Below are 20,807 nucleotides of genomic sequence, written 5' to 3' on the forward strand. Positions count from 1 at the left end.
CGCTCCATTAGCCTCGACTCCGTTGCTCACGAGCGATGGCGATTCGTCGCTGCGACGCTCACCGGATGAGCTTCGCAGGTGCGTCCCTCCTAACAAAAACTAAAACGAATTGCCGCCAGAATCGATCATTTGAAAGTTTCTGGTAAAGACCTGCGGAGCAGTGATCAGCGCCTCAAAACAGTGTTCCCCGGTTTGCACAGATCAATAGAACAAGAGGTATGGCGACACCAGCGACAAGGAGCCCGCAAACAAGCCGCTTGTCACGGTTGTACTTAAAGGCCATATAAATCCCGAGGAAGCCCGCGGCGATCAGTCCAGCGGACATAAGCACAGCAAAATATTTAAGGGCGAGAATTAAAGCGCCAGGATCGCGAGCTTCCGATGGCGTAGGTTTGCGGAACCGCTGGTTTTTGTGAATTTGCGAGAGCGAAGCGATCCATTCATGTGGCGGCTCCCCAGTACGCGGATTGGCTTCATGCAAACCAAGGGTCTGCAAAGCGCCAGTAAATGCAAAGAATATGATCACCGGCGCATAGAAGATACCGAGCCATAGATGAAATTGTCGAATGCGCTTCATAGGCGACACCAACTTCGGATGATCGCCATTTCCTTCCGCTTTCAGGAAATACGGGGTCGCGCCGCAGTGGAAGGTAGGGCATTCCTAATTGCCCTGGGGCAATCGTCTCATGCAGGCTTTCAGGCGCATCGGATGGTTGAGCTGATCCTCTCGCCGCAAGCTCTCGACGCAGAAGATACATATCGAAACATTAAGGCTTGCTTAAGAGCTAAGAACTGGCCAATGGCACATCAATTTTTGATATAGAGGACTCCACTTTCGTTGACGACCCTGCAGCCAATGTAGGTACCTGAACGATGATCCGTGTCCCCATTCCAATCTTGCTCTCGGCGTAGATGGATCCCTTGTACGCTTGCACGATCGACTTAGCGATAGCGAGTCCCAGGCCAAATCCGCCTGTGGCGCGGGAACGCGACGGGTCTCCGCGACGGAAGCGCTCGAAGATGTGCGTGAGCTCCGGTTCGGGGATACCAATGCCGCTGTCCGAAACGGAAACGGTCGCGGTGTCCTTGTCGGACTCAAGCACGACGATCACCTTCGATCCAGGTGCGCTGTATTTAACAGCATTTTCAAGCAAATTCAGCCAGACCAATTCAAGGTCACCTGCATCGGCGCGCATGAAGACCATTTCTGACGATAGAAAGTCGATCTGGACATCGCGCTCAGCGGCGAAGCTGGCAAGGCGGGCAATTGCCATTTCGCAGGTCAAGGCAATATCGACAACCTCGAGCTCTCGGTGGATTCCGTCCGCTGCCCACTGTTCTACGCGAGCCAAACGGAGCATGCGGTTGAGAAGCTGTTCGAGGCGGTCACTATCTTCGCTGATTTGTTCCAGACCTTCTCTGTACTCCTGCGGATCGCGGGGACGATTCATGACCGACTGGAGCGTGGACTTCAAAATGGCCAGCGACGTCTTGAGTTCATGAGCGGCATCGCCAAGAAATTCGCGCTGTTGAGTGAAAGCGCGCTGCAGGCCCGCAAGCACCGCTTCCATGGCGCCAATCAAAGGTTCGAGCTCTACTGCTGCTTTGGCTTCTTCCGTCGGCTTGAATTCCCAATTCTGAACGGAGATTTTCTTCGCCTGTTCGGCCAGATCATTCAACGGGACCAGCGTACGGCGAATATTGAAGATTGCGAGCAGAATCGTTGGCAGTACCAGGATCGCACTGCTAATGCCGATCGCCACAGCCAGGGCGGTGATACGTTGCCGGATGTCCATCGTCGGAGCGGCGTAGATAACCGTCAGTCTCGGAAGCGGCTGGGGCTCTCCTGGCTCTGTGTCCAAAATGGGAACATTCCGCAATATGATTGCGCGATAAGGCTCTCCCTGATCCTCGAAGTTCCAGTACCGAGCGTCGGACGGAATCTGCTCCATAAATCCTGGCGGATAATTGTTCGAGTGCTGCTCGAAGTCTCCATGATCACTTCGCACCAGATACATGTCCTTATGAGTATGGTGGGAGGATGGAGGAATCTTGCTGCTGTCAAACAATAGTCCGGGCACGTGGTCATCCCGGTAATAGACCAGCGCCGCAACGCTCAGCGCGCGACCTTCGAGATTCACGTCAAAAGCGGAGCGCAGATGATATCTGGCATACCAACTTGCAACCGCGACCAGAGCCAACGCGAGCAACACTTGCGATAGCACAACCGCGCCGACCAGACGCTTTTTAAGCGAGAAGCGCTTCATTTGCGAACCTTTGCTCTACCCGTGCGCTCATCGTGCAGGCTGTATCCTTGCCCACGTAAAGTGTGGATGAGCTTAACTTCACTCATTCCGTCGATCTTGCGGCGCAGGGCGGCGATGTAAACCTCGATCACGTTGCTGAATTTCTCCCAATTGTAGTCGTATAAGTGTTCGAGTAGCTCCGTCTTTGAAACGATAGCTCCGCGCTTATACGCAAGGTATTCGAGAACCCGGTACTCCATCGGCGTCAAGGTGATAGGCTCACCTCCGCGAAAAACCCGGCGTGCTGTGCTGTTCAGCTCCAGATCGTCAATCTGAATGACTGTCGAGTGTTCGCCCAGGCCACGGCGGATGAGTGCCTTGGCTCGAGCCACGAATTCGCCTAGATCGAAAGGCTTGGTAATGTAATCGTCGGCTCCGGCGTTCAGCAACGCGATCACCGACTCTTTCTCATCTTTCGCAGTCACGACAAGCACCGGAGTCTTGGCTCCATTTTTCCGAAACTTTCGCAGCAGCTCCAGGCCGTTCAGCTTCGGCAGCATCAAATCGAGCACGATGAGATCGTAAGGATTCGACTCAGCCAGGAACAGCCCTTCCTCGCCATCGAATGCCATATCGACGGCAGAAGAAGCATTCTCCTTCAGAATGCGAGCCACATTCTGTGCCAGCCGCTGCTCATCCTCGATCACCAGGACACGCATGGAACCTGTCTGCTCCTACTTCGCCGTGTAATTGACGAACTCGATCTTGAGTTATGACTCACGATAGTTATGCATACACCTGCTCAGTCATTGCAACGGTTCAATCTTTGCGAGCTTTCCGCGGTGCACCTCAGAAACCCAAATTGTTACCGGATTCGTCGAGTTGTCCGCGTCGATTCTGCGCAGATTTGCGCCGAGCGTAGGCAACAGGTAATACGTGAACTCTCCGGTTGACGGATTCAGGCGATAAACGTAGTCGGTTGACATCCCGTCGGTCCAAACATCGCCATTGCGATCCAGTACTGTGGGATAACATCCCGACCACGGCACCGGCGGTGTCCACTCTTTCATCTGGTTGGTCCGTGTATCAAACATGCCTATCTTGCTGGCATAGTTTTCACCGAACCAGTATCGATCCTGCGAATCCATGAAAGTGCGCCGTGGCCCCGAGTCGGGCGTGGGCGTAGGGAATAGAGTTACGTTCCCAGTGTAAACATCCACGCGACCGATATTGCCTCCGGCGATGTCGGCGAAATATCCATTTCCTTTGGAATCAGTCCCAATGCCATAGGTTCGATGCTCATGGGCGTTGTGAAAATCAGCCACAATGCCAGTGGCTCCTTTGTAAGAGGGGAACGAGTTGTAGCCGTCGATATGTCCAGTAGCGGTATTCAATTTGTACATTCTGCGGTTTTCGCTGTCGGAAAACCAAACGATATCGTCGGGCGCCCCGAGAGCAACGTGAGCGCAGCTGCTTCTTTCGTTGTTGTCCTTCGGGTCTACCGTCCAGCTTTTAAAGGTCTCAGACTTCGGATCGAAAACGGTCAACGTACATCCCTGTTTGAATCGCGGCAGCCACGCTTTGCCGGTCTGATCCAGTTTGATCGTTAGCAAACCACCAGAATCTTCCGGCCTCAAAATCGGCAGCTTCCATTCGTGCGTTTGGCCTGAAGCGGGATCTAGAACTCCGAAAATTGGCTTTTGAAAATCGTTGTACCAAACCTTGCCATCATGGGCTACCGCAGCGTCATGAGGGTAGCTGTTCGTGCGCGGCAGGTCGTATTCGGTAACGATCACGCGAGCGTTCTTGCCGGATGGACGCGCAAACGCATGCAACTCAAATGGCCATTTGTCGCGACCGCTCAGGTTAATACTTGCTAAATACTTGCCGAACTCGACGGCATCCGCTGGACCCTTTTTGGGAGCAAATCTGTTTGGAATTGGGGACTCCTGCGTACTTGGAGGGAGCCATCCCTGCATACGCTTCAGAACGGCAGGCCATTCAGCTGCGGTGTAGTGGCTGTGCACAATCGGCTGCAGCGTGTGGCACGATTCGCAACGGTACAGCTCGTTCTTCTGCTCTTTCGTTCCCGGCATACTCTCGAGCCACTCTGCGCTAGTAAGCTGCGAAGCCAGGTCCGATGTTGGAGCAAGGACGATGTTGGTCTGCTCTTGCTGGGGTTTGACCTCCACCTCGCTGGGACTCTGCAGGTCGTATCCCGCTGCCCGGATTGACAGCTTGTACCGGCCCGGCTCCAACCTGCCTGCGGGGAAAACATACTTCCCATTTTTGTCGCTAACCACCGTCACCGTAATGGGACTATCCAGTCGGCGCGCACCGACTAGCACTCCGGACATATTTCCCTCTTGTTGGGAAGAGACCTGCCCAGAAAGCGCGGCGCTATTTTGACTACGGTGGGAAGAGCAGGAAATTCCGACGCAGCAGACTACTAACAATGCAGCCCAAGTAAAGAATAAGACGGCATCGCTCTCGGGCAGTTTGTCAGAAAAAATGCGAGTAGCCACCAAATCCTCCTAATAGACTGCAAATCAAAGTCTCACCGACGCGCCCCTCAACTGCGCTGCAGCAGTGGGCGAAGCGTGCGTATATCTTTGTTGTCCTCGATGGCAAAGATCGCGTGAATCAGTCTCTCAGTCTGGGTTCCACCCAGGAATGGCTTCATGAGATCTCTCGCCTTGGCGATAATCTCGTCCCGCGTCATAGGATTGTCCGGCGTGCCACGCACGGCTTCCACGCGCTTTGTGAACGTGCGGCCATCAGTGGTTTGCACTTCGACGACGCTCACTCTGTGCGGGTATAGCTTTTCTAAAGCTTCATCGGGAACCAATACGACTTTCTGCCGCTCACGCAGCACCTCGGGATCTTTCATGCGCTCTTTATCGTGTGCCGCCTGGAAGGTCGCAGTCTGGTCGATCAGCATGATCGCGATCATGTGCTGCATGCTGATGTCTGGCATTTCGCGATTGTTGACCGTCTTGGCTTCACTGGTGGCGACATGAACGATCACCTTCTTGATGTGATCCTTATCGAGCGAATGCTGCTGCATGATTTCCTGCAACGCATCGAGCGGCGCCTGAATGGGAGAGCCGACCGTCCACTTCTTGATGCTGGTGCGCGTGACCTCGTAACGCGTGCCGAGCTGATCGATGAGCTTCTCCGGATCGGCATTGGGAGCAAAGGCCGCAAGAAAGTTATCTGGGCCGGAGAACACATCGTTCACTCCGGTAGCTCCAAGTTGAATCAGCAGAGTTGAAGTAAGTCCATTACGCGCAGGCATGCCGCCGAACACCAGGGACTTCTCCACATGTTCGGTATCGCGCTGCCAGGAAGCGATTCCAGATGCCTGCTGCGCGGCGTAACTCAAGATCCAGCGCATTTGCTGGGCATTCAGACCTGCAGCAGATGCAGCTGCAGCCGATGCTCCGAACGTGTTCGAGATGCTGTGTGCGCTATGGTGCGTCTGCATTTGAAACGGAAGACCGCCCAGCGTGAGCAGCACCCTGGGTCCTACGTCATATCCGAGCGTCACCGCTCGCAGGAAACGCGTTCCATCAATTCCAAACTGTTCACCCGCGGCAAGCGTGGCGGGCACGATTGCGCAGCCAGGATGGGAGTGCGACGGCGCATGCGAATCGTCGGTCTCATCGGAATGAGCCAGCATGCCATTGCTGATCGCCGCCTCCAACGGCCCGCAGAGCAGCTTGGAGCCAACGATGGTGCAGGTCTTGTCTCCCGGATGAGCCTCGGCAAACTTTAACGCGATTCGCGCCGGAGGCAGATTAACTCCGGAGACCATCGCGGCGATGGTGTCAACGATGTGGTGCTTCGCCTTCTCGACGACTTCTTCCGGCAGTTGCCGCGAACCGGCGGCGCTCATGTATTCGCTGAGCGTCGCAATGATCGTGTCCGAGCCGGGAGAATTCGCTTTTGTGTCCGCTGGCCCCTCTTGCGCCGTCGCCACTACGCGATGCGGAGCCATAGCTCCGAGTGCGAGACAACTGCTGTACTTGAGTACCGTCCGACGGCTCACGCCTTCTTCATTAACAGTCGCGACGTTCGGTGCAATTGCTTTTCTAAATGAGAACAAGGGCACACCCTCCGCTGCGCACGTTGACCGCTGCTCTAAGTCGTATCACCGCTTAAATTAATGCAAGCTTAAGTTTTTGAGGTTGCAGCAGGAAGGTAGATGCTGCATTGCGTCGGGTCGGGGCGGGACGAAAATGGGTGCGCCCGAGCACACCTTCTCAGCATGCTCGGGCGGTTCCGTTTGCCGAACGGTTATCTAAAACCCCGGCAAAGTCCTCGTCTTCTCTATCTCTACCGCCTGAAGGGCAGCAGGATTCAATCCCAACAGCTTCAGGATGGTTGGAGCGATCTGCGTTGTTTGGACTCGTGTGTGGATCTCCTCCGCTGACAATCCAGGATTCGCCACCAGCAGGGGCACATTCAGATCCTCCTCGTTGAAGCCACCATGTTCCGCGATGGTGCCATTGGTCGGCTTGGCATAGATCACGCCGAAGTCGGGTAACACCACGATGTCAGGAGAGCGGGAATCCTGAAGTGGATCGCGGAACAAGAGCTTCAGACTCTCACCAGAAAGGATTCTACGAATGTGCGCCTCTTTACTGTGTGCATTGAGGGCAGTTACTACATCCGCCGTCTTACTCTGGTCCTTCAACCAAATCATGGAGATGTCATCACCAGTGATTTCAGCCGCGAGTCCTTTTTGTACTCCGTCAACGATGCCGGGGATGATACTCTCGTCCACAATTTCCTTCTTTGAAACATCCATCGGCGACTGCCCGTGTTTTGCGGTGAGAACAATAGCAGTGGATGACAGTAGGCCACGGCTATCCAATTCCTTGATAATTTTTCCGATCGAGTTATCCGTATACTCTATCGCGCTTTGCAGCGCCGGGCTGAATGTGCGGCCATCATCGGTATATCCCATTCCCGCCTTGAGCTTCTCCCCAACGGTGAAGGCCTGGAATGTCATCCCGAAAATTGCAGGCACAGGAGCATCGTGGGTCCCGGTGTGATCTTTACCATCGATTTCGTTCAGGATAGCTTTGAGCCTGAGATCGTCGAAAGCCTCGATTTTTTCTAAGCTCTTGGATGAGGCATTGTGATGCAGTTCGGGAGTGTAAAGATCGTCCACTCCATGCCCAGAAGGACCGTTCACGATTTCGTAAGCGGGCTGCTTGTCGCACCAGGCCGTCCTCATTCCCGCGGCCTTAATGACCTCAAAAATTGTATTCACGCGCAACAGATCGTGAGGATAAACAGGTGAGCACCCTTTGCTACTATCCTTTGGCAGCTTATCTGGATTGACGCCACCTCCACCCTCGATGCCATCCGGATCAATGTCTATAGTTTCATCCAGCGCGACTTCAGTTCCCTTCGAAGCACATTTGGAATCTGGCGGTGAAAGAGAGCGATCGTAGCTGATCTCGTAAAAAACGCCATCAGAGTAAGGCGAACCTCCAGTTGTTATTGCTAGTATCCCTGGGAATGAATCAGATGGTCTCGATGTAGACGCGCTCGTATACGTAAATCCCATGTTCTTTAACTTTGCGAGCGTCGACTGAGGGTTAGCGCGTACATAATTCTCAAGGTCGACAGCATGCATGCCATCGATCCCGAGCAGCAAAACTCTTTTTACCTTTAAATTCGCGGATCCCGCAGCACTCTTTTTCGAGGCTTTGTCCTTCGCCGAGGCGAATGATCCAGCCACAAGAAACGAAAACATGACGAAAAGGACTGCGGCTTTGTTGTAAGAAAACAAACGTGAACTAATCAACGCGCTCTCCTTGTGCTTGAAGTAAGGAACAGAAGAAAAAGCAGTCACGAAGGTTGGTTAGCTTTCGTGACTGCCCTTTTTTCTTAACCCGAACATCGCCTATAAACTTACCAAATTAACTTTAAGGCAAGCTGAATTTGGCGTTCCGGGGACGCAGTAGAATCTATCAAGCCGGCACTCCCAACAGGGTTGCCGCTTTGATCGAACAAAGTATTGTTGTCCACTGGGGCAGAGAAATTAGCGTGGTTGAGAATGTTAAAGACCTCTACCCTGAATTGCGCGTTGAACTGCTCTGAAATGCGCGGAATGCGATTGTTCTTGAAAAGCGAAAAATCCAAATTCGCTAGTCCGGGACCAACGAGGATGTTTCTGCCCGCATTGCCTCGCAAATTCAAGCACACTGGATCACTCGGTAGGGCCGTCGCCCCAGAGCCACCCTTGCAGTTTGCCTGGTAGAAGGCAAGATTAGGAGCAGTCGGCATCGCGAAGCAGTTGGTCTTGATGTACTGAACAGGGTTTCCAGGATTTACGAGTGAGCTGCAGCCTGGAGTGTTAAGCCGATTAGGTACATCGTATGCGTGGTCCGACCCTTGTCCCAGCGGGTCTCCATCGACCGCAATGCTAAACGGAACTCCCGACGTGGCACGGAAGATTCCGCCCAATTCCCATCCACGCGCCGCCCATGCCATCGCTCCGCCTGCAGCGGGTGAGGGTAGCGTCCAAGTGTAGCTGGCGACCAGGTTATGCGAGACGTTTAGATCCGACAGCCCACGGTTCAACTTCATGTCGAACCACATCAGCCCGGGTATCGAATTGTTGAACGTATCGCCGGCGACGCCGGAAGTTCCCGTATCGATGTTCCGACTAAAGGTGTATGCGACCTGAGCCTGGAAGCCATGCTTCATCAGCTTCGATAGCTGGGTTTCAAGAGAGTCATAGTAGGAGTGCCCATCGTAAAACAAACCACGAATGACTCCCGCATTCGGATTAACCTTGACTCCGCCGCTCACAGGCCACAGATATCCTTGGGGAGTCGCGGTCGGCAATACCATGTTGATGTCTTCAGATCGGAACGGCTGATGAATACCTCTCTGTCCCGCGTACGCCACAGTAGCTACCCATGTGGACATAAACTGCTGCTGAAGATTCAGGTTGTACTGCATCACATAGTTGCGCGGTGGATTCGAAGGTGAATAATTTTGTCGCAACGTCGACTTGTTCGCGGCAATTAACGGGAAAGCTCCAGTGGGATACGTTCCCTGGGGCAACGAGGAAACTTTTCCTTCCGTGAAGAAAGGAGCGGTAAACACATACTCGAAGTTGAATTGGTACGGTAACGGCAAAACATCAAAAATACCGTAGCCTCCCCGCAACGCTGTCTTGCCATTGCCCAGCACATCCCAAGCGAAACCAACTCTTGGTTCAAAATCTTTCGCGGTTGGATTGTCAAGAAAGAATGGCTCGCCAAGGTGAGGCTGAGGATCGGAAATGTTGCGCAAAATAGAGAGCTTTCCATTGTTCTCCGTCGGAAGCGTGAGTAGCTCGTAGCGCAAGCCCAGGTTGAGAGTCAAATTCTGGCGTATGTGCCAATCGTCCTGACCGTAGCCTCCAATTAACGTCTGACGGATACTCCGCCCGGTTACAGTAGAAGGAATCGCACCCTTAAAGGTTGTTGGCTTGTTTGTCAGGAAGTTCGCTAATGATCCAAAGCTAAAGACACCGTTGTTATCGGTTTTAGCAGTTACGTTGTCCTGAATTCGCTCGACTGCAACTCCGAACTTAAGCGAGTGCTTGCCCTTAGTCACAAGCGCGTCGTCGTACCCTTGGATAGAGTTATAATGAAAATTATAGTTTGAAGGCGCGCCCAATCCTCCTGTGAACTCTGTCACGCCAGATACAGCCACATCCGGGGCGTTACGGGTCGGAATCGCTCCGAATGATGCATCCTTTGCTGCGGGATTGATCGCGACATTGGTGGCTCCCACATTGGACGGAGTTCGTGCGAAGCCGAATCTGACGGAATTCAAGAATTGTGAGCTGAAGGTGTGCGTCTCCTCGGCAGTGAAAATCTTTCTTCCCACAATAAAACTTTGCAATTTGGTGTTGAATTCATCCGGGATGGTGAGATTCGTATTGTCATAAACAAAGCTTCCGTGGAGGGCATCCTTACTGCTGAGGTTGTCGTCGAGACGAGTGGTAAAAAAGTTTTCTATATTCAGGCGCTGAATCGGAACCGTCAGTGTTCCCGTATCGCCTCCCGAGAGCAAGGTCCCGTTTGGCAGGGGATAAAACGCGTTCATGAACTTAGCGATAGCGGGATCCACGGTCACGGTTCCCGTTGACAGTTGGCCATTGCGCGCGGCCTGGGAAGGGACTTTATCCAATTCAGTGCCTCCCTTCGATTCGCGTAAACCTTCGTAGTCGGCAAAGAAAAAGGCCTTGTCCTTCACCATGGGGCCACCTAAAGATCCACCAAACTGATTGCGATGGAAGGCAGGTCGCGTCACATCAAAGTAATTCTTTGCGTCTAAGGCATTGTTACGAAGAAACTCATAGGCATCACCGTGCAGTTTGTTCGTGCCTGACCGTGTAATTGCATTGATAACTCCGCCGGACGTGCGACCGTACTCCGCTGGATAGCTGCTGGTTAACACCGAGAATTCCTGAACGGCATCGACTCCGAGCGCTCCGCCTTCGACGTTACCTGGCCCGCCGTTGGAGTAGTCATTAACTGAAACCCCATCGAGTCGGTAATTGTTCTCCTGCGGACGACTTCCGGAGATGGCAATCTGATTTCCAAAGCCACGCTGTCCCCTGCCGCCATTAAATGGAGGCTGCTGCTGAGGATTGGCCACACCTGGCTGCAGCGTTGCCAAATCCGTCCATGACCTTCCATTGAGGGGCAGCTCGCGTACAGTCACCGCGTCCACAACATCGCTGATTGATGAGGTAGCCAACTGTATGGATGGCGCGGCATCGGAGACCACGACCTCTTGCCGCACTTGGCCAACCTTCAAAGCCACGTTCACTATCTTTTGAGCCCCAACCGTGAGCGAAATGTTATTGAGCACCTGTTGCGAGAAGCCGCTGCTGGTGACGGTGACCTCGTAGTTGCCAGGCAACAGATTTGGAGCTGTGTATAGACCAGCGGCGTTAGTTGTAACCTTGGTCACAATTCCCGTGGCTATGTTGTGAATGGATACTTGTGCATTTGGTACTGTTGCTCCACTCTGATCGGTGACCGTTCCGACGAGCGTACCGCCGGTAAGCTGCGCATTCAATTGAACGCTCAAGAATAGAAAACTGAAGACGAATAAGATCGTGCAAAGTCCTCGACCGACACTCACGCACAGTTGGTACTTCATGTTCTCGCCCCCTTTTTAACCGAAGCTACTTCCTTGCGAAAGCTGAGCAGTGATCCGCTACTTGAGACAGCGGTGAACGTTCGCCAACTTACAGCCGTTTCATGCCCGCTGTTAAAGCAATTCGTCGCTATGACAAAGTTTTGCGGCAGCACTGTGACCCCGAGTCTTGGACAAAGTCAAGGAAAATGCGCAGACACTGCATGTTTTTCTTTGCCAACAATAACTTTTAAGAGAAACCTGAAGCTTGTCTTCAGGTTCGCTTCAGCTTTCCTTAATGAGAGTCCTGATGGAGGCAAATACCATGCGCTGCGTGCAGGCGCAGATTGGGCGCACGTAGGCTCAGAACTTGCGAACCTATACCTGCGGGTTATCGAAAAGCGCGACTTTGGCGACCTTCCGGCGCTGGGAAGGATATCCGACAGGCACGTCTGAACGAGCTTCAGGAAGCACCTCCAATTCGCGACGAGGTAACTCGATATCTAAGCCGTCAAAATGCCTCGGTCGAACGTATTTGCTGCTTATGAGTTTTCGACCAGACTTGACCACGTTCTACCTTCGCAGTCATTTTGCAGTGCCTAGCTTGGAGATTTAGTACATGGATGAATGCTGTCTTCTTTGGCGCTTGCTGTAATAACGCAGCACACATTAAGAGAACCTTAATGTCGAATATCCATTAGCAAAATGCGCGAAGATATCTGATCAAAGGCACTAGACAGTTTCAGACGAACGACTGAAATCAAAACGTCTGCAAATCGAGCGACTGTGTCCGTTTTCGTGTTAGATAGAAATAGACCGCCGGAGTGACCAGCAGAGACAGCACCATGGAGATCAGAATGCCGCCAATCACGGCGATGGCGAGCGGCTGCAGCATCTCCGAGCCGGCACCCAAAGCAAAGGCCAACGGCAGCATGCCAGCAACGGCCGCGATGGCCGTCATTGCGATCGGGCGCAAACGTCGACGTCCGGCGCGCATCATGGCTTCTTCAGGTGGGAAGCCGGCACGGCGGAATTCGTGCTCAGCGTCGAGCAATAGAATTCCGTTCTTGGCCACGATGCCGATGACCATGATGACTCCCATGAACGACGAGACACTAAAGTCCGTTCCCGTTATAAGAAGCGCGAGGAACACGCCGGCAGTCGAGAGCAGCGCCGAGGAGAGGATCGCCGCAGGCGCCGAGAAGCTGCGAAACTCAAACAGCAGCACAACAAAGACGAAAACAAAGGCCATCACGAAGACAAAGACAAAGTCACTGAAAGTCTGCTGCTGATCGGCATACTGGCCGCCATACTCTACGCGAATTGAAGATGGCAGATTCAGCTTGGCAATCGCATCTTTCACTTTTGCCATTCCGCTGCCAAGATCCAATCCTTCGAAGCGCGCAGTGACCTCCAGATCACGCTGCAGGTTTTCGCGACGGATTTCGGTCTGCCCTGGAATTTGAGTGACCGTTGCCAGCGTTCCCAAAGTGGCAGTGTGCCCCGTGGAGCTCACCAACAGCGTATTGTTCATCGCGTCGATGCTGGCGCGGTTGGCTGCTGGGAAGCGCACCCGAACGGTATAGGCGCGATCGTTTACCACAACGGGAGTAGAGGCCGGTTCTCCTTCGAGGATGGCCGAAGCGTCGATCGCAACTTCATCGGGCGAAAAGCCCGCGCGCACCGTGGTCGCTGGATCGATCTGATAGTTCACGGCGGGCCCACTGGTGGTGTCCTCGATCCCATCTTGGATATCGACCACCCCGTGGATCTTGCCAATCGCGTTCGCCACCTGAGGGCCGACTTTAGCCAGCAAGGCTTCGTCAGGCGAGAACAATTTGATCACCGCCGGTTCGGGGGCGCTAGTCAGATCGCCAATCATATCCTGCAGCAGTTCGGGAAATTCTGTATCGAGTTCGGGCTCCGCCTGCTTAATTTTGTTGCGAAGGTCGGCGATTACCTCTTCCGATGACTTCTCGTGATCCGCTTTCAGTTTTACAGAAATGTCCCCGGTATTGGCTTCGGTTACGGCGGCAAGTCCAAGTTGCAAGCCGGTGCGCCGCGATGTGCTCTCGACGTCGGGTTCAGAACGGATAATCTGCTCCACGTGAGTAATCACGCGATTCGTCTCGGCGAGCGAACTCCCTGGAGGCATGATGTAGTCGACGATGAATCCGCCTTCATCCATCGCGGGAAGTAAATCCGAACCGAGGGCGCGGTAGGACAGATAGGCAGCGACGATCAGCACCACGCTTAAGCCGGCAAGAAACAGCGGCCGCTCCAGCGCGCGACGTAGCCAGCGTTCATAAAAATTTACGACGGCGTGGAAGCGCTTTCCGTAGGAAGCCTCTTCGGCCTCGATCATGTGCTCAAGACGCTCGCGCTCACTCCACTGCGCGCTGACTTCTTCGTTCAACTCGTGCGTGGCCTTCCGCTTGACGAAGTACTGGCTGAGGTTCGGAGTCCAGGTGAGCGCCAGCGCGAGAGACGTGAACAGCGCAACTCCCATAGTCACCGCCAGCGCCCGGAAGAAGGTTCCGTAGACTCCGTGAACCACGACCAGCGGCAGGAAGACGACGATCGGCGTGATCGTCGATCCAATCAGCGGCGCAGTGACTTCTTTCAGTGCGTGATAGATCGCCTGCAGTCTGCTTTGTCCAAGGTCCCGGTGCAGCGCGATGTTTTCAATCACGACAATGGCATCGTCGATGACGAGACCCACGGCGGCGGCTAGTCCGCCGAGCGTCATCAAATTGAAGCTCTCTCCCATGAACTTCAAGACGATGAAAGTGATGACGATCGTGATAGGTATGACCAGGCCCGCGACGGCGGAGCTGCCCCAGTCGCGCAGGAAGATGACGATGACAATCGATGCGAGCACCAGGCCAATGAGGATTGCGTCGCGCACGCTGCTAATGGAATCGCGAATCAAGCCGGACTGGTCATAGTAAGGAACGAGCTTGATGCTGGGCGGCAGCGCCTTGCGCAATTCGGCGACTTTGGCATTGACTTCATCGGCGACCACTACCGTATTGCTGTCCGGCTGCCGGTTAATGGAAAGCAGTACAGCCGGCTTGCCGTTGGCGGTGACGATTGTGTACTTCGGCTTCACACCGTTGGTGACGGTCGCGACGTCGGCAATGTGCACGGGCACGCCTGCCTGGTTTGCCTTGATCACGATCTGCCCGAGTTGGTCCGGACTGCGTACCTGTCCATTCACCAGGCCGAGCACGAGCTGATGATTCGATTCAATCAAGCCGGGCGAATCGACGAGATTGGTCTTGCCAACCGCATTGAGAATGTCTTGAACGGTGACTTGCGCACTCAACAGCTTCGACGGATCGGGCGTAATCAGGTATTCGGGCTCGTCACCTCCCTGGACTACGACTGTCGCCACGCCATTCAAGCGGTTGATTTGCGGCTTGAGTTCATAGGTGGCAAGTTCCCAAAGCTTGCTTTGCGGAACCGTGTCTGAAGTAAGGCTGTAGCCCAAAATGGGAAAGCTGGCGAAGGTGAGGCGATGAGTGTCGATTCTTGCCGTGTTCGGCAGTTCAGTCTGGACCTGCGCGACCGCCGAGTTTACGAGCTGTAGCGTGGTGACCATGTCCACGTTCCAATCGAAAAAAAGATCGATTTCCGCCGAGCCGCGGCTGGTGATCGAGTTCACGCGTCGCAATCCGGGAACGCTGTTTACAGCATCTTCGAGAGGACGGGTGATGGTGACCATCATCTGGTCGATCGGCATTACGCCGTTATCGATGCCGATGATGATGCGTGGGAAGTTCACTTCCGGGAAAACCGCAACCGGAATGGTGAAGGCCACATACGCGCCGATAATCGCCAGCGCAATGATGAGGAAGATCAGCGGCTTGGAAAGCCGCGAAAACCAGTAGTCTCCTGACGGCGGAGGAGCCAGGCGAGGTTCATCAATGGCTGTGATCTTTGTGGCCATGTCTTGCTTCAATTTCCGCCCTCGTCTCCCTTGTCTTTTTCGTCATCACCTTCTTTACCCGGAACCGGCGGAGCTTCGACCTTGACCTTGGTGTTGTCGGGCAGGCCGTAGGCACCCACGCTTACCAGCTGCTCGCCTGCCTTCACGCCGTTCGTGATCTGCACCGCGTCGGAGCTTTGGATACCTGTTTGCACATCGCACTTATGCGCCAGGCTGTCGCTGCCGATCACCATCACGGATTTCTTTCCGTCATCATCTGTGACTACCGCGTCCGCGGGAACGATTAGAGCGTTGGGCACGGTCTTCGCTGTCATCGACAACGTCGCTGAGGCGCCCGCCTTCATCTCCCCCTTGGCGTTCGGAGCCTGTACCCAGACCTCGACCGTCGTGCTTCCCGGATCGAGCGCCGGACTAATCAGCGTGACTTTTCCCTTTATGGGCTCCTCGGCGCCGGGCACGGTGATCAGCGCTGTGTCGCCCTTTTTCAGTAGCGAGGCCTGGTTCTGCGGAATGTGCGCTTTGGCGACCATCTGCGACAGGTTCATCACCGTAACCAGCGGCGCGCCTTGTTGGGGCATCATTCCTGGATACCAGGGGCCATCGGTCACCACGCCATCAATCGGACTGCGAATTTCCGAATACCCAAGCTGAGCATCGGCGCTTTTGGATGCACCCTCTGCAGCACTGAGCTGGCCATGTGCCGAAGCAAGGTTCTGCTGCGTGCCTACGGACTGAAGTCCCGCGAGATGCTTTTGTGCCTGCTCATATTGCGCTTTGGCCTGGACTAGCGCGACCGCCGCAGCATCGAAATCCTTACGTGCAATGGCTCCCTGCCCGAGCAGCGACTTTCGGCTGTTATAGAGTGACTGCTGCGCGTCCAGGTTTTCCTTGGCAGCCTCGGCGTCACCCTCAGCCTTCTGTACCTCTTCGGGAACGGCGTTCTTCGTGGCGATTTCGTACTGCGCCTGTTGCTGTTCCAAGTTGCCACGCTGTTGTTCGGCCGCCGCGGCTAAATCTTTGTTTTCCAGAGTTAAAAGCAACTGCCCTTTATGCACCTTCTCGCCACGTTTTACATGCGCCTCAAGAACCGGCGCGCTGACCTTTGGAACGATAGGCGCCTGGTCAATGGGAAAGAGAACGGCGTCGACCGTAATCACCTGCGAGATGCTGCCCTGTTTCACCGGGGCCGCCTGCACAGAAACTAACGGCTGGGGCTCAGCTTCCTGTTTCGAGCAGCCGGTGAGCGACATGGCGGCCACCAATGCCACAGCGGCACCTGTGCGGACCAAAGTTGGGCGAATGGTCATGATCTAAAAGACCCCGGTCAAAGTCTGGAGATTAGCGATTGCCAGCCGGTAGCGGGCTTCGCCATCGTCGTAATTGTTGCGTGCGGCGACGAGAGAATTTTGCGCGTCAACAACTTCGAGCGCGGTGGCCTCACCCGCCTGATAACGTAAGGTCGTAAGCCGCACGCTATCCCCAGCCAGATCGGCCGACTGCGCCAGGACGTCGAGTTCGATCCGCGCACCCTCGGCCTCGGCGTAGAAGCTCTTCAACTCGGCGATCAGCCTACGCTGCGCGGCGGATAACTCGATCTGAGCCTGTTCCCGTTGGAGCTCGCTTTGCCGCACCTTGCTCTGCGTCGCACCCCAGTTCCAGATTGGAATATTCAGAGTCGCACTGGCCGAATAACCGAGGTTACGGATACGGCCGTCAGGCGTGTTGCTGTACACCGCAAACTGGTTGGAATCGATTCCGTAGAAATAATCGAGCGTGAGCGACGGGAGATACGCAGCTTTAGCACTCAGTACAGCCAAACCCGCAGCCCGTGCATTCTGCATGGCGGCGTATAGCTCGGGATTTTTGCTCCTTGCCTGCTGTTCAACTTCCTGCATCGGCGGCAACGGCGGCGGAAGCCGCAGGTCGTCGACTGTGGAAAAATCCTGATTGAAGTTTGGAAAAATGAGCACCGCTAAATCGAGGTGACTGCTATCCATTGCCAGGCGCGCATCCTGAAGCGCACGCTGCGCGTCGTTGGCCGAGAGCTGGGCTTTGATCACATCGGCGTGCGCCACTTCTCCGCCCTGCTCTAGCTTCTGTGTGAGATCAAAGAATCGCTTCGCCTCGTCGGCCGCAAGCTGCGCGTTGGCGTACTTGCGCCGATTCACCACCTCGGCGTAGTAGGTCTTAACTACCGTCGCGACCAGCCCTCGAGCCGCTACCTCGGCGTTGGCGCGCGCAGCTGCGGCAGCCGCTGAGGTACGGCTGTAGTCCGCGAATTGAGCTCCGCTAATTACCTCGTGCGCGTTACCTTGGCCTACGTATTCGTGGACAGCATTGTTTGCGATGTACCGCGGAGTGGGAGATCCCGTTCCTTCGGTGTACAGATATTCTGTGTTCGCGCTCACACCCGGCAGTAGCGCTGCCCGCGCTTGCACATGGTCTTCATGCGCGATGCCGGCGGCGGTCAGGGCCGTGCGATAGGTGGGGTCCAGCTGCCGCGCGCGCTTCAGCGCGTCCTGCAGCGTGATCACCTGCGGTGCGTTCTGCGAAGCCTGCGCGCTGGCCTGCGCTTGTGTATGCTCGGCGGAGACTACGCTCTGGGCTAAAGCCGGGAAGCTCGCCGCGGCGAGCATTGTCGCCAGCAGTGTTAGTTTTCCGGGAGTCCGGCGCAGGTAGTCTTTCACATTCATTGGAATGTCGACATAGATCTATCAATGTCAGCATTAAGGAAAGCTTAAGAGCTATAGGGAAAAGACCGGCGGGATTTGGTCAATTCTTTTTCGCGCCTACACCTACCTGAATCTGTGCGGCGATAGCCTCTCCTAAGTCGCTGGTACGCGCATTTCCTCCGATGTCGGGAGTCCGCACCTCGCCGCTTGCCAGTACATCGACAATGGCTTTTTCAATCGCGTCAGCCGCGGCGGATTGTCCCAAATGACTAAGCATCATCGCCCCTGACCAAATCTGCGCCACAGGATTGGCAATCTGCTTGCCCGCAATGTCAGGAGCCGATCCGTGCACCGGTTCGAACATAGATGGAAACTCGTGTTCCGGATTGAGATTCGCGGACGGCGCGAGCCCCATTGAGCCAACGACACCAGCGCCCAGATCGGACAAAATATCGCCGAACAGGTTCGATGCAACCACAACATCAAACCAATCCGGGTGACGTACGAAATGTGCGCTCAAGATGTCCATCAGATACTGATCGGCTTTTACCTCTGGGTACTCCCGTGACATGGCAACAAAGCGCTCGTCCCAAAATGGCATACTGAACACAAGGCCATTTGACTTAGTGGCTGACGTAACGTGCTTTTTGCGCTTCTGCGCAAGTTCGAACGCGAAACGCATTACGCGGTCGCAGCCTCTGCGGGTAAACACGCTTTCCTGGATCACTATCTCTTCGGCTGTATTGCGAAACATACGGCCGCCCGCTTCAGAGTACTCGCCCTCGTTGTTTTCCCGGACAATGCAGAAATCGATCTGTCCTGGCAGAAAATCTTTCAGCGGGGTATCAATTCCGGGCAAGAGTCTGCAAGGCCGTAGATTCACGTATTGTTGAAAATTTCGTCGGATGGGAATCAACAAACCCCATAAGGAAATGTGATCGGGTACGCGGGGGCTGCCAATTGCGCCAAGATATATCGCGTCATAACGCTTCAATTGTTCGAAACCGTCAGCGGGCATCATCTGGCCGCTTTTGAGAAAACGGTCGCAGCTCCAATCGAAGTGTTGCCAGGAGAAGCCTATGTCGAAGAGACGGCCGGCGGTTTCCAGGACGCGCATACCTTCAGGAACTACCTCCCGCCCAATACCGTCACCCTCAATTACCGCAATCTTGTACTGTTTCAAGGATGCCCCTCATTAAGTCAAAATGAAGTAGTCAAATGAAGCTAGCTGCTACATAAATCTGCAAGGCGGCGCATGTCTGGCTGTGATTCCAGTGTGCGCACCAGTTCGACAATTTGCTTAGCCTTTGATTGAGGCCAGTGCGCGAACTCCGCGCAACCGTAGAATTTCTCCGCGACTTCCCTATAAGTCATCGGATTTGCCGGGCTCCCCTTAGCAAAGTCGATTCGCCCACTAATGACGCGTCCATCTTTGAGATGGATCTTAATCAGCGTAGTCATTTTGTCGAAGCCTGCTGCTTCGGCCTGTGGATCTACATAGAAGCGGATTCGGCGGATCATCGCCTGCACATCAGGTCGATTGACCACCGCGTCTGTAAACTGCGGCAGTCCGGCCTTTCCTTCGAGGAGCAGGATTGCGACACAAAATTCCATACTGAATTTCGCCTGGAGCGCATTCTTTGGATCGTGGTGAATCAGTGCGTTGGGCAGGTTGTGGTTGGTACCAACTTCGACCTGTTCCACGTCCGCGGCATTGATGTGTTCCGTGCGGATCAGGTGCAACATCTCAGTCATAGCCGGATGAGTAAGTGAACCGGATGGAAACGGCTTGATAGAAATGCCGGGCGATGCAAACGTCCAAGGCTTTCCCAGCTTGTCCATGATTGCGCTGGGATCGTAGGTGCCCCCAAACGCATGAAAGAAGCCTCGAGGTGCCTCGAGGATGCTATCAGCGCTGGTCCAACCCAAATCGGTTAATTCGGCAGAAAAGACGCCGATTTCTGCAGCATGGCCAGCATGGAATGGCTTCATCATCGTGCCGAAGTTCTCACGTAGACCGCTGGCTTGACTCGCGGCGATCCCAAACGCGCGCTCAATGTTGCTAGGATCGAAGCCGCGCAACTTTGCGCAAGCGGCGATGCTGCCAAATACTCCGCAAGTCCCGGTCGAGTGAAACCCATCTTCGTAGTGACGCGGGGCGATCGCTTCGGCGATCTTGGTTTCTACCTCGACACCAAGATGATAGGCGAGCATCAAATCTCGGCCGCTCTTATTCCCGATTTGCGCGATCGCAAATGCCGCAGGGAGTACCGGCACCGTAGGATGCGTGAGCAGGCCGTAAACCCGGTCCTTGGCCGCCGATAGTTGCGTGTCGTCAAAGTCCTCGACGTGAATGGCTACTCCATTCACAAAGGCGGCAAACCTTGGAGGGAGCTTGTTCGCTTTGCCCATCACGGTCGCAGCGCTGTTGCCGAATTCTAGCGACTGCATGTAGCGGTGCAAAATGTCGGCGGTCTGCAGCATCGAACCGGCAAGCGCAAGGCCGATACCGTCGAGTAAGGACTTCTTTCCCAGATCAATAACTTCGGAAGGGATATCCGCGAGTTGCGTACGGAATACAAAATCAGCTACATACCTGGTTAGACCAGTGACTTGCGGAAATGGCGGCGGACAAGGTGAGGTTGTGGACTCCTCAGCTGATCCAGTCACCGCATTGGCGCATAGTGAAAGTCCCGCTCCGGCGTTGAGCGTAGTCCGCACAAAAGTCCGTCTGTTCATGTATCTCCCGGCACTCTAACTGCAGCAGCAGCTTAG

12 protein-coding genes are annotated in these 20,807 nt (G+C 54.6%); all 12 read right to left on the reverse strand.

From position 1 onward, the window contains the following. Positions 1–172 precede the first annotated feature (172 nt). Positions 173–577 (reverse strand): PepSY domain-containing protein, encoded by a 405-nt coding sequence (locus VFU50_18215; protein HEU5234798.1) that lies wholly within the window; start codon positions 575–577, stop codon positions 173–175. Between the two features lie 208 nt (positions 578–785). Continuing rightward, entirely contained in the window at positions 786–2,267 is a 1,482-nt protein-coding gene (locus VFU50_18220) for a HAMP domain-containing sensor histidine kinase (protein HEU5234799.1), read from the reverse strand. After that, positions 2,264–2,965 carry a response regulator transcription factor gene (locus VFU50_18225; GenBank protein ID HEU5234800.1) on the reverse strand — a complete coding sequence of 234 codons (702 nt, stop codon included), beginning with the start codon at positions 2,963–2,965 and terminating at the stop codon, positions 2,264–2,266. The genes VFU50_18220 and VFU50_18225 overlap by 4 nt, the downstream gene beginning before the upstream one ends. An 87-nt stretch (positions 2,966–3,052) precedes the next feature. Continuing rightward, entirely contained in the window at positions 3,053–4,771 is a 1,719-nt protein-coding gene (locus VFU50_18230; GenBank protein ID HEU5234801.1) for a carboxypeptidase regulatory-like domain-containing protein, read from the reverse strand. Positions 4,772–4,818: 47 nt separating this feature from the next. Beyond that, positions 4,819–6,354, reverse strand: a complete 1,536-nt coding sequence (locus VFU50_18235) for an MmgE/PrpD family protein (GenBank protein ID HEU5234802.1) — start codon at positions 6,352–6,354, stop codon at positions 4,819–4,821. Positions 6,355–6,549: 195 nt separating this feature from the next. Beyond that, the gene (locus VFU50_18240; GenBank protein ID HEU5234803.1) at positions 6,550–8,115 is read right to left on the reverse strand and encodes an alkaline phosphatase family protein; all 1,566 of its coding nucleotides are present in this window, start codon (positions 8,113–8,115) and stop codon (positions 6,550–6,552) included. A 59-nt stretch (positions 8,116–8,174) separates the two neighbouring features. Continuing rightward, positions 8,175–11,432, reverse strand: a complete 3,258-nt coding sequence (locus VFU50_18245) for a carboxypeptidase regulatory-like domain-containing protein (protein HEU5234804.1) — start codon at positions 11,430–11,432, stop codon at positions 8,175–8,177. A gap of 736 nt (positions 11,433–12,168) precedes the next feature. Beyond that, positions 12,169–15,360: an efflux RND transporter permease subunit gene (locus VFU50_18250; protein ID HEU5234805.1), complete on the reverse strand. Its 3,192-nt coding sequence runs from the start codon at positions 15,358–15,360 to the stop codon at positions 12,169–12,171. Between the two features lie 8 nt (positions 15,361–15,368). After that, positions 15,369–16,667 carry an efflux RND transporter periplasmic adaptor subunit gene (locus VFU50_18255; GenBank protein ID HEU5234806.1) on the reverse strand — a complete coding sequence of 433 codons (1,299 nt, stop codon included), beginning with the start codon at positions 16,665–16,667 and terminating at the stop codon, positions 15,369–15,371. A 3-nt stretch (positions 16,668–16,670) separates the two neighbouring features. Further along, a complete protein-coding gene (locus VFU50_18260; GenBank protein ID HEU5234807.1) occupies positions 16,671–18,053 on the reverse strand; it encodes a TolC family protein in 1,383 nt (460 codons plus the stop codon). Positions 18,054–18,132: 79 nt separating this feature from the next. After that, positions 18,133–19,215, reverse strand: coding sequence for a tartrate dehydrogenase (locus tag VFU50_18265; GenBank protein ID HEU5234808.1), 1,083 nt, complete (start codon positions 19,213–19,215; stop codon positions 18,133–18,135). A gap of 41 nt (positions 19,216–19,256) precedes the next feature. After that, complete coding sequence (locus VFU50_18270) at positions 19,257–20,771, reverse strand: MmgE/PrpD family protein (protein HEU5234809.1); 1,515 nt, start codon at positions 20,769–20,771, stop codon at positions 19,257–19,259. Positions 20,772–20,807: the final 36 nt, after the last annotated feature.

This window comes from Terriglobales bacterium (assembly GCA_035764005.1).
In the GTDB taxonomy this organism is placed as follows: domain Bacteria; phylum Acidobacteriota; class Terriglobia; order Terriglobales; family Acidobacteriaceae; genus Gp1-AA112.